This window comes from Candidatus Frankia alpina (assembly GCF_902806485.1).
Classification (GTDB): Bacteria; Actinomycetota; Actinomycetes; order Frankiales; family Frankiaceae; genus Frankia; species Frankia alpina.
Map to the genome: position 1 here is coordinate 19,988 of NZ_CADCWT010000034.1, position 9,370 is coordinate 29,357.

At 72.5% G+C, this 9,370-nt stretch carries 10 protein-coding genes and 1 tRNA gene; 5 read left to right on the top strand and 6 right to left on the bottom strand.

Annotated elements, in window-relative coordinates:
- Window positions 1-5 precede the first annotated feature (5 nt).
- From G6R25_RS06460 to G6R25_RS06470, 3 genes are read right to left on the bottom strand one after another with little or no spacing between them, the layout of a single operon-like run.
- The gene (locus tag G6R25_RS06460; protein ID WP_163552249.1) at window positions 6-1,436 is read right to left on the bottom strand and encodes a Stp1/IreP family PP2C-type Ser/Thr phosphatase; all 1,431 of its coding nucleotides are present in this window, start codon (window positions 1,434-1,436) and stop codon (window positions 6-8) included.
- Window positions 1,433-1,930 (bottom strand): FHA domain-containing protein FhaB/FipA, encoded by a 498-nt coding sequence (locus G6R25_RS06465; RefSeq protein ID WP_163552250.1) that lies wholly within the window; start codon window positions 1,928-1,930, stop codon window positions 1,433-1,435. The genes G6R25_RS06460 and G6R25_RS06465 overlap by 4 nt, the downstream gene beginning before the upstream one ends.
- Window positions 1,931-1,936: 6 nt before the next feature.
- The gene (locus tag G6R25_RS06470; protein ID WP_163552251.1) at window positions 1,937-3,256 is read right to left on the bottom strand and encodes an FhaA domain-containing protein; all 1,320 of its coding nucleotides are present in this window, start codon (window positions 3,254-3,256) and stop codon (window positions 1,937-1,939) included.
- Window positions 3,257-3,415: 159 nt separating this feature from the next.
- Here G6R25_RS06470 and G6R25_RS06475 point away from each other — a divergent pair.
- Window positions 3,416-3,498: transfer RNA gene (locus tag G6R25_RS06475), tRNA-Leu, on the top strand.
- 209 nt (window positions 3,499-3,707) lie between these two features.
- Here G6R25_RS06475 and G6R25_RS06480 read toward each other — a convergent pair.
- Entirely contained in the window at window positions 3,708-4,517 is an 810-nt protein-coding gene (locus G6R25_RS06480) for an HNH endonuclease family protein (RefSeq protein WP_163552252.1), read from the bottom strand.
- A 283-nt stretch (window positions 4,518-4,800) separates the two neighbouring features.
- On the opposite strand from G6R25_RS06480, the gene G6R25_RS06485 reads away from it, so the two are divergent.
- Window positions 4,801-5,436 (top strand): TetR/AcrR family transcriptional regulator, encoded by a 636-nt coding sequence (locus tag G6R25_RS06485; protein WP_235947611.1) that lies wholly within the window; start codon window positions 4,801-4,803, stop codon window positions 5,434-5,436.
- Between the two features lie 16 nt (window positions 5,437-5,452).
- On the opposite strand, the gene G6R25_RS06490 is transcribed toward G6R25_RS06485, so the two are convergent.
- The gene (locus G6R25_RS06490; RefSeq protein ID WP_235947613.1) at window positions 5,453-7,390 is read right to left on the bottom strand and encodes a protein kinase domain-containing protein; all 1,938 of its coding nucleotides are present in this window, start codon (window positions 7,388-7,390) and stop codon (window positions 5,453-5,455) included.
- A gap of 301 nt (window positions 7,391-7,691) precedes the next feature.
- On the opposite strand from G6R25_RS06490, the gene G6R25_RS25020 reads away from it, so the two are divergent.
- A complete protein-coding gene (locus tag G6R25_RS25020; protein ID WP_205446913.1) occupies window positions 7,692-7,865 on the top strand; it encodes a hypothetical protein in 174 nt (57 codons plus the stop codon).
- A gap of 18 nt (window positions 7,866-7,883) precedes the next feature.
- Here G6R25_RS25020 and G6R25_RS06495 read toward each other — a convergent pair whose 3' ends face one another.
- Window positions 7,884-8,279: a cold-shock protein gene (locus tag G6R25_RS06495; RefSeq protein ID WP_163552255.1), complete on the bottom strand. Its 396-nt coding sequence runs from the start codon at window positions 8,277-8,279 to the stop codon at window positions 7,884-7,886.
- Window positions 8,280-8,536: 257 nt separating this feature from the next.
- Here G6R25_RS06495 and G6R25_RS06500 point away from each other — a divergent pair, with 257 nt between their 5' ends.
- The gene (locus G6R25_RS06500; protein WP_136448171.1) at window positions 8,537-8,764 is read left to right on the top strand and encodes a hypothetical protein; all 228 of its coding nucleotides are present in this window, start codon (window positions 8,537-8,539) and stop codon (window positions 8,762-8,764) included.
- A gap of 230 nt (window positions 8,765-8,994) precedes the next feature.
- The gene (locus tag G6R25_RS06505) at window positions 8,995-9,348 is read left to right on the top strand and encodes a hypothetical protein (RefSeq protein ID WP_205446915.1); all 354 of its coding nucleotides are present in this window, start codon (window positions 8,995-8,997) and stop codon (window positions 9,346-9,348) included.
- The last annotated feature ends 22 nt before the right edge of the window (window positions 9,349-9,370 follow it).

The following is a 9,370-nucleotide window of genomic DNA, read 5'->3' on the forward strand; positions in this document are numbered from 1 at the left end:
TGAGGTCACGGTGACGGGGTGGGAACGGGCGTGCTCGGGCAGCCTGGGGCGGCGATGCCGACGGGGCTCGCCGCCTGGCATACCGCTGGCACCAGGCCGGCGGCGGGCTCCAGCGACGGGGACTTGAGACGGCTGGTCGGGGACGGACTGGGCGTCGTGCTGACCTCCGGCCGCGTCGGGCTCGGCGTGTGCAGCCGCGCGATGATCTGTTTCGCCTCGTTCCGACTGTCTGCCGGGATGCCGTGGCGCAGGTCGTCCTGATCGGCCGGGGCAACCTCGGACAGCAGCGGGCCCGGGGAGAGCACCGACGACAGATGGATGCCGGCGATGCTTCCCTTCACCCCCTGGAACAGGGCCACCCGCCCCTCGCCGTCGACGCCGACGTAGTACTGGCCACGCACATAGGTCCACCCCGCCGCGGCGCTCGCGACGACGAGGACGAACACGACGGTCGAGACGAACAGGACGCGGCGCCCCGATCGGCGTCGGCCGTCTCCGTCCCCGTCCGCATCATCGCTTTCGCCATCGCCGCGGTCGCTGGCCTGCTCCTGACGGTCCCGGCGGTGAAATCCCGGCCGGCCGATCCGGGCAGCCTTTGCCGCCGCGGACTCGGTGTCCGGGTAACGCGGGTCGGGCCCGCTGCGGGCGGAGGCCGCCCTGGGCACCGACCGCTTCTCCGCCGCCGCACCGGCGACCAGCGGGTAGGGCCGGGCCTCCCCGCGATCCTCGGAGATGTCGGCGACCACGACCGTGATGTTGTCCGGGCCGCCGCCCTTGAGCGCCAGGTCGACGAGCTGGTCCACCGCATCCTGCGGGGTGGGCAGCAGCAGCGTCTCCAGGATCGTCTCCTCGCTGACCACCCCCGACAGACCGTCGGTGCACAGCAGGTAGCGGTCCCCGTCCCGGGCCTGGCGCACCGACAGGTCGGGCTCGACCTCGCGGCCGTCCAGCGCACGCATCAGCAGGGAGCGCTGGGGGTGCGTGTTCGCCTGCTCCGGGGTGATCCGGCCCTGGTCGACGAGGTCCTGGACCAGAGTGTGGTCATGGGTGATCTGGCTGAGGATGCCCTCGCGCAGCAGGTAGGCCCGCGAGTCCCCGACATGCAGGACCCCGAGCATGTCCCCGGAGGAGAGCACGGCGGTCACCGTGGTGCCCATGCCGTCCAGGGCACTGTTCTCCAGCGACCTCTCGCGCAGCTGGCGGTTGGCGTCGCGGACGGCCTCGTTCAGCTCCGTCACGAGGTCGTCGCTGTCGATGTCGTCGTCGAGATCGGCCAGGCGGGAGATCACCATGGAACTGGCGACCTCGCCCGCGGCGTGCCCGCCCATGCCGTCGGCCACCGCCAGCAGGCGCTGCCCGGCATAAGCGGAGTCTTCGTTTCCTTCCCGTACATGCCCGACATCCGAGCGAACGGCGAAGTGAAGCCTGAGGCTCACCGGTGGAGCTCCAGGACCGTCTTCCCGATCCTGACCGGCGCGCCGAGAGGTACCGGCATGGGACTGGTCACCTTCGAACGGTTGAGGAATGTGCCATTGGTCGAGCCCAGGTCCTCGACGAACCACTGTCCGTCGTGGGGCACGAGTCTCGCATGCCGCCCTGATGCGAAGTCATCCTCGAGGACCAGAGTCGAGTCCTGTGCCCGTCCGATGGTGACAGGTGACGATCCTAGGGGAATTGTTGTGCCTGACAAGTGCCCCTTGGTCACCACGAGTTTGCTCGGAGACTGTGGCTTGCGAGCTGGTTGGGGCGGGGTTCGGGGGGGTGTCGGCCGCGACATCGGGGGTGGCTCACGCCGCTGCTGGCGCTTCGTCGGGCCGAACATGTCCAGCCGGACGGCCCGCACGGCGACGAGGACGAATCCCCACAGCAGGGCCAGAAAGCCAATCTTGACGATCAGCAGGACGAGTTCGCTGGGCTCAGTCGGATCCATCGGCTGCTACCAGCTCCGATCCGGCCGCGCCCGCCCGCGCCCGCCGTCGCCCGGCCGCGGCAGGTCGGGCTGGCCCGGCAGGCGCGTCTGCGCGTCGTACACGTTGTCCAACGCTTCAAGGCCGCTGTCGGACCCCGCCCCGCCGCGCGCGGGCTGGCCCGGTTCGCGATCGGCGGCGCCCTCGCGGTAGGAGCCCGGCCGACGGGGGGCGTCGTCGCGGTGGTCCCGCGGATCACGGCCGTACGGGTCGCGCTCGCCGCTGGGGCCCGGGTCCCTGGGGTCCGGGTCCCGCCGCGGCGGGCGGGCCCGGTCGCGAGCCCGGCCGCCGTCGGGCCTGCGGTCGCGGTAGCCGGGGTCACTGCCCGCCCGGGCGGGGCGGTTCCGGTGCGGGTCCGTCGGGTAAGGCTGACCACCGCGCGGCTCACGCTCGGCGTACGGGTCCGCCCGGCCGACGCGCGGGGACGAGCCCCGCCGATACGGGTCGTCCGGCGCAGGCGTGGGGCGCCGGTCCGGCGGGGCTGTCGCCCGATGCCCGACCCGCTCCGGCGGGGGGGTGGCCCGCGAAGGCGACCGGTTCGCGCCGACGCCTCGGCCGTCCTCGCGGCGGAACACGATGGTCGCGGTGCCGAGCTCGATCCGGTCCCCGCTGACGAGCTTGACCTGGGTGGCCGCGCGGCCGTTGACGAGGCTGCCGTTCGTCGAGCCGGCGTCGACGTAGAGGAACTGCCCGTCCGGCAGCCGGCGGATCTCCCCGTGCCGGCGGGACACCCCGGTGTCGTTCAGGCGGATGTCGCATTCGACGCTGCGCCCGATGACGGTGGTCTCGGCGTCCAGGGGGTACTCCCGCTCCCCGCCGCCACCCGTCCCGCCCGGGGCCTTCGTCGTGATCAGTAGATGGGGAGTGCCGGGCGCGCTCGGGCGCGGGCGGCCGCGGCGCCCGCTCACCACCCCCGGATCCGCCGCCGCCACGCTGCTGCGGATCCGGAAGACGCCGACGTCGAGGTCGGCCGCCTCGGACATCCGGACGGACACCGGGCCGACGAAGGTGTATCGCTGCTCGGCCGCATGCTCGCGGACCATCTCGGCCAGCTCGTCGCACAGCGCCCGGTCGTACGGGGAGAGCCGGGCGAAGTCGCCGCTGGCGAGCTCCACGGCGAACTCGTTGGGCACCAGCACGCGGTTGGAACTGACCGCGCGGCGGTCGTCGGTCTCCCGGGCCAGCGCGCTGGCGATCTCCACGGGCTCGACCCCACCCTTGAACACCTTGGCGAACGCACCCTCGACGAGGCCGCCCAGGCGCCGTTCGAAGCGTTGTAGCACGCCCATGCTCGACCTCCCTTCTCCCGGTCTGTGAGATCGTATGCCCCCGGGCGTGGACGCCCCACGGCTTGGCTCTTGACATGTCCACCGCGGTTGGTGGCCCCCCGACGCAGCGGACATCTCCGGCGTGATAGCGTGTCCCCTGGTTAAGAGATAGTCCAACTCGGGCGAGTGGCGGAATGGCAGACGCGCACGGTTCAGGTCCGTGTGTCCTAGCGGACGTGGGGGTTCAACTCCCCCCTCGCCCACGTCAGCCCCTACCGGAGCATGCTGCGCCGGTAGGGGCTTCCTTTATGTTGTCCGGGGGGGCCGAGCCCCCCCCGAACCCCCCACGGTCGAAACCCTCCCCCACGGTGGCCTGCCTCTTAGGCGGACTGGTCTCCCCGCGGTGGCCTGGTCGGGTGGGGGTAGTCGGTCGGGTGACTGTCAGCAGGGCGACGGGGGATGGTGCGGGCGGTTAGTGTGCGGCGGTGCTGCCGAGCGCTGACTGGGTGGGGCATTTCTGGAGCACTGTCCGCATTGTCTGGGCCTCCGCCGCTACCACCCACAGGTGGTAGCGGGACTTCAGCCCCACCTGGCGGGCGACGTACGGGCACTGCTCGCCGGGGCTCGGCGGCAGCCATTCGGATGCATCCTGGTCGCTCTTGCGCTGGTTCGTCGGGCCGTCCACGGCGAGCAGGTTCTCCGGGTCGTTCGCGAACTGCAGGCGCTGGGCGGCGGTCCAGTCCAGTGCGCCGGTCCGCCAGGCGTCGGCCAGTGCGACGACATGGTCGATCTGCACGGCCGAGGCGTTGCGGGAACGATCGAAGCGGATGATCCGGGTCGTGTACGGATCGGTGAGCTCGCCGGTGAGCACCGTGCAGCCGTCGGATCGCCGCACGGTGGTGCTGTGCAGGTCACGGCGCAGGACGTCGTTGCGGGTGTCGCAGCCGTTGTGGTCGACGTCCGACCAGGCGGTGCCGAACTTGTCGCGCTGGTACTTCGGCGAATTGTCCTCGGCGCGGACCGGCAGTTTGCCGAGCAGCGCGAGCGCCGAGCCCGCGGCTCCCCGGGAGCCGGCGCCCGCCGCGCCCGGCTGTCCGTCGGCAGCCGCGGACGGATCCGCCGTGCCCGTCTGGTCGCCGAGGTCGTCGCAGGCGACCAACGCCGTGGCCAACGCGAGCAGCAGCGCCAGTCCGACGTACCTGATCCGCCGAACCGATCCGACCTGCCCGCCCCGGCGGCACCCGACCGCACCCGCACCGCTTGTCCGCACCTGACTTCCCATCTCGACACCCCGCCCCACCTTGACACCCCACGGAGAGAAAGCCTCGGCCCGCTTGACGCCCGTCCGGGCAGATAATCACGTTAGCGGGTGATCGTGGTGCGACGGCGGTCGGGACGGCGGGAAAGAGCGCGCCTTTGGCGGAAACGTCGCAACGTATCCGGTCAATCCCCTACAGTGTGCTGCCATGCTTAGACTGTTGGTGGAGATCGTCGCCTCGATGCCGTCCTATCCCTGTAGGTAGCAGGTGGAGGCTGTCCCGTCCGCGTCGCGGCGATCCTCGGCTGTGCCATCCCGGCCCCTACGCCGCGACGCCGAGCTGAACCGCGTCCGCATTCTCACCGCCGCCTATGAGCTGTTCGTCGAGCGCGGAGACGACGTCGGCGCCGAGGAGATCGCCCGCCGTGCCGGGGTCGGCATGGGCACCCTTTACCGGCGTTTTTCGAACAAGAACGCGCTCATCGAGGCGATTCTGCAGACGACCGTCGATGACCTCCGCGAGCTGGCCGTGGAGGTGGCCGCGGCAGAGCCGTCCGCAACCGCTCTGCACTGCTACCTGCTGCGAGTGCTGGGAGCCGATCCCTGCCGTGGGGCCTACCTGGCCCGGCGGCTGTGGAGCGGGCGCACCGCGGAGCGCATGGTCGCCGAGGTCGTGCCGCCGGTGACGGCGATGCTCGCCGCGGCCCAGCGGGCGGGCACGGTCCGGACCGACGTGGTGCCGGCGGACCTGCTGGTCCTGATGCGTTCGCTGCGGCTGGTCATGGACCTCACCGAGCGAGTCGCGCCGGGATCCTGGCGGCGGTCCCTGGACATCATCCTGGCCGGCTTCCGGCCGGATTCCCGCAACGCCGACCTGCCGGGGCCGCTGCCCGCTTTCGTCGTGACGGCAGGCTCCGAGGAGTCGTCGCCGAGCGTCGGCTGACTGCGGACGGTGGCCGTCAGCGGATCGGGATGCGGGCCCCGGCGCTCTGCGAACTCTCGTGGATTTCGAGTTCCCGCGGTTGCGCGTCGCGGGGGACGTCGAAGACCAGGGTGCCGCGCTTGGTCTCACCCGGGTCGATGGAGTCCCACAGGTTCTCGTCCAGCTTGAGGCGGGCGAGGAAGTTCGCCTCGTGCCGGTCGCCGTGGTCATCCCAAAGCAGCTCGGAAGAGTTGTCCAGCGCCTTGGCGGTGTCGCCGGTGTTGCGCACCGTCACCTGGGCCTGGCAGAACCTGCCGGCGGCGCGTAGGGCGAGGATTCCGTCGCCGATCTGGGTCTTCGAGCAGTCGACGCCGGCCACGACGAACTCCAACGAGCCGTCCGTCACCGGCACGCCGAACCCTGCGGTGGGACTCGGGGCGCCCGACGCACTGGGTGGCTGCGCTGCGGTGGAGCCTGGTGGTCGGCCGGAATCCGCCCCGCCGCCGTTGCGGCCCGGCAGGCTGACCACAACGGCGATGGCGATCAGCGCCGCCATGACAATTCCGATGATCAATGCAAGCTGGCGGCGGTCCGGTCCGCGCCGAGACGGGGACTGCGGATAGGGCGGGTAGAGGTTGCCCGTGGCGCCCGGCATCGGTGTCGGGCCCGGCGCCCGTGCCGGCTCCGGGACCCGCGCGGCCTCTGGCATGCGGCTCGGGTCCGCCATCCGCGCCGGCCCGCGGGACCGTCCGCCCATCTGGCGACTGTCCATCTGGCGACCGTCCAGCTGGGCCGGCGCGCGGGCGTCCGGGGACGGGCGCGGGCCGGGTGCGGCTCCCGGCCCGCGCCCGCCGGGGGGCCCGGCGGTCGGTGGATAGGGCCCGCCCCGCGGCCGGCCGACCGGCGCGGGCGAGGCGCCCGGGGAGCGATCCGCGGCGGGCGCGCGGCCCGGTGGTCCGGCCGCGTCGGGCCTCGCCGCGGGGACGGCGCCGCCCCAGGGCGGGCGGCGGGCGGGAGCCGAGGTCGCCGGGCCCACTCGCGTCGGCGCCGGACGGGGCACCTCGCCGGTGCGGTTCAGCAGCTCCTCGACCTGGCCGATCGCCGGTCCAAGAGCGGGGCCACCGCGGGCTGGCGGCTGCGCGACGAGCCGCAGCAGCAGCTCCCGGGCACTCGGCCGATCGTCGGGATGCTTCGCCAGGGCGGCGCTGACCAGCCCGACCAGCGGCTCCCGCAGACCGCGCAGGTCCGGGGCGGAGCCCACGATGCGCATTCCGAGGTCGATGTCCGAGCCGTCGCCGAAGGGATGCCGGCCGGTGCCGGCGTAGGCGATGAGGATGCCCCACGCGAAGACGTCCGCCTCGGGTCCGATCGGCTGGCCGTGCACCTGCTCGGGCGCCATCCAGCCGGCTGAGCCGAACCCCCACGCCGTCGGCTTGGCCTTTGCGCCATCCAACGCCTGCGCGATACCGAAGTCGATCACGCGTGGGCCGGACAACGAGAGCATCACGTTGCTCGGTTTGAGGTCGCGGTGGACGAGGCCCGCGCTGTGGATGGCGGTCAGGGCCGTCGCCACGCCGACGGCCAGGCCGGTCAGTGTCGAGGAGGCCAGCGGACCGGAGTCGACCTGTTCGTCCAGCCGGACGCCCTCGATGAACTCGGTGACCAGGTAGGGCGCCGGCGCGTTCGGATCGGCGTCGAGCACCTCGGCGGTGCAGAAGGGGGCGACCCGCCGCGCCGCCTCGACCTCGGCCCGGAACCGGCGGCGGAACTCCTCGTCGGCCGCGAGGTCGGGCCGGATCACCTTGACGGCGACTCGCCGCCCGGCGGTGTTGCGGGCCAGGTAGACAGTCCCCATCCCGCCGACGCCCAGGCGGCTGATGAGGGCATACGGACCGATGGACCGCGGCTCGTGGGGGTTGAGCGGGTCGCCCGGATCGGTGCGGCGGGGGCTCGGACCCGCGGCGTCGTCGACCACGGTCAACACCCTACGGATGTGATCACGACCGCTGCCCACTGCTTGTCACGCGAATGCCTCTCAGCTCCCGATCCCACGCACGGCCCGGACTCGACCCGCCACCAGTTCGCCCCCGTCCGGCGCCACGCGGCGGTCGGGGCTCGCCGGCGTGTCCTGGGTCGCGTCGTCTCCGTTCGCAGTCTGCCGCACCGCGTGCTGTCTTCGGCACGCGCGGGCTCCCGGCCGGCCGTTTGGGTCGGTTGGCCGACAATGTGTTGCGACAGGGACTCGCGCCCGCTGCGGGATAAGGCATCGTGGGTGAATGGATACCGGCGGCTCGCGTGGCATCGACGGACCATGGCTGCTGTGCCCCTGGTGTGAGGGGCCGATCCCGCTGACCCACCTCGTCGCGTCCGACGAGGAACCCGGCTCCCAGGTAGCGGTGTGCACCGGTTGCGGCCGCCGGGTGAGCTTCCTGCCGCCGACGCAGCCGTGAGGATCGACGCCCCGGCGCCTACACCTCCAGCTCACTGGCGACGGCGTGCACGACCTTGGCCACGCGCTGCGCGATCCGGCGGTCCGGGTAGCGGCCGCGGCGCAGATCGCGTTGCACGTCGTCCAAGAGCTTGATCATGTCTTCGACCATGCTGTGCAGCTCGTCGGGGCTGCGCCGGGCGGCCTGCGCGGCCGCCTTCGCCACCGACGGCGGCGCGGCCAGCAGCTGGACCGACAGCGCCTGGTCCCCGCGCCGCCCGGCTGCGACGCCGAATTCCACCCGGTCGCCCGGCTTGAGCCGCTCCACCCCCGCCGGCAGGGCGGCCTTGTGAACGAAGACGTCGCCGCCGTCGTCCCGGCTGAGAAAGCCGAAGCCCTTGTCGACGTCGAACCACTTGACTTTGCCGGTGGGCACGGGCGACCTCGTTCTGTGTAACGACAGGGACAACGTAACGACAGGGACAACGCGGCGAAAGCTGAGGGAATCCACAGGCTATCCGCCGACCGCACCACCCGCGGGGTCTTCGGTCGCGATCGGCTGTCGGTCGGACCTCTCCAGTGACGGTCGCCTCCCCGGTGTTATCCGGGGTGTACCCCGGGCATGCCAGGTCATGACCCTGGGACGACCGTCCGGGCTGGACGGCCGGTCCCCCGATGGCAGGAGGCGTTTCGATGGCGAATCCCGATCGTGAGGACTTTCGTACCCCGGAGGACTTCGAGGAAGCCGAGCGGAGTCGGGCTCGGGACGAGGCCGTGCTCGGCGCGGACGGCGGCCCGGATGATCCCGAGGCGAGCCGTGCAGCCGAGGGCCTGGAGGTTTCCGATGAGCAGGCCGCAAACTACCGCGAGCACGCCGAGCGGGGCGCGCACCAGCAGGGCGAGGGCGCGCCGGTCGTCTAGAACGGACCGGACGAGCGAGCCCTCGAACCCGGGCGGCGCCGGTTGCGGTGCGTTTTGCACGGTCTGAGCCCCGGGATCGTGCGCATCGCACCGCAACCGCTGCCCGCGCACCGCGGTCCGCAGCGGGGTCGCGGTGCGGACCGCGGCGGGGCGCCCTGCGGTGTTCACCGTGGTCGTCCGTGGTCGCCTGTGATCCACCCCGGGTGCCGCTCGCCCGTAGGGTGGCAGACGTGCCACCATCGACGCCGCCCGAGTGGTCCGGACCCCGGGCCGGGCCGGCGGTGGGCCGGGCGGACTGGCTCGTTCGGGCCGGCTGCGTCCTGTTCGGGATCGGTCTGGTTGCCGCCGCAGCCGCGGTGATCCCGTTCTTCTTCGGGGTCAGGAACCTGCCGACGTGGTTGAACGCCGTGGCAGGCGGCGGGCTGACCATCGGTCTCGCGGTGGCGCTGATCGGGGTGGTCGCGGCCGTCCGTTCCCGGATCCCCGAGGAGGCCGACCCGGAGCTCTATCGGACGAACCCGCACCTCCCGCTCGACGAGCCGGTCGATCGGCCCCGCCCCCGTGCTGCCCGGCGATCCCGCTGACCGCGCCGGTGCCGCCTCCCGG

Excerpts from the sequence above, each read along its gene's own strand:
- G6R25_RS06480 (WP_163552252.1), bottom strand. The coding sequence starts at position 4,517 with ATGGGAAGTCAGGTGCGGACAAGCGGTGCGGGTGCGGTCGGGTGCCGC.
- G6R25_RS25020 (WP_205446913.1), top strand. The coding sequence starts at position 7,692 with ATGGATACCGGCGGCTCGCGTGGCATCGACGGACCATGGCTGCTGTGC.
- G6R25_RS06465 (WP_163552250.1), bottom strand. The coding sequence starts at position 1,930 with ATGGATCCGACTGAGCCCAGCGAACTCGTCCTGCTGATCGTCAAGATT.
- G6R25_RS06500 (WP_136448171.1), top strand. The coding sequence starts at position 8,537 with ATGGCGAATCCCGATCGTGAGGACTTTCGTACCCCGGAGGACTTCGAG.
- G6R25_RS06470 (WP_163552251.1), bottom strand. The coding sequence starts at position 3,256 with ATGGGCGTGCTACAACGCTTCGAACGGCGCCTGGGCGGCCTCGTCGAG.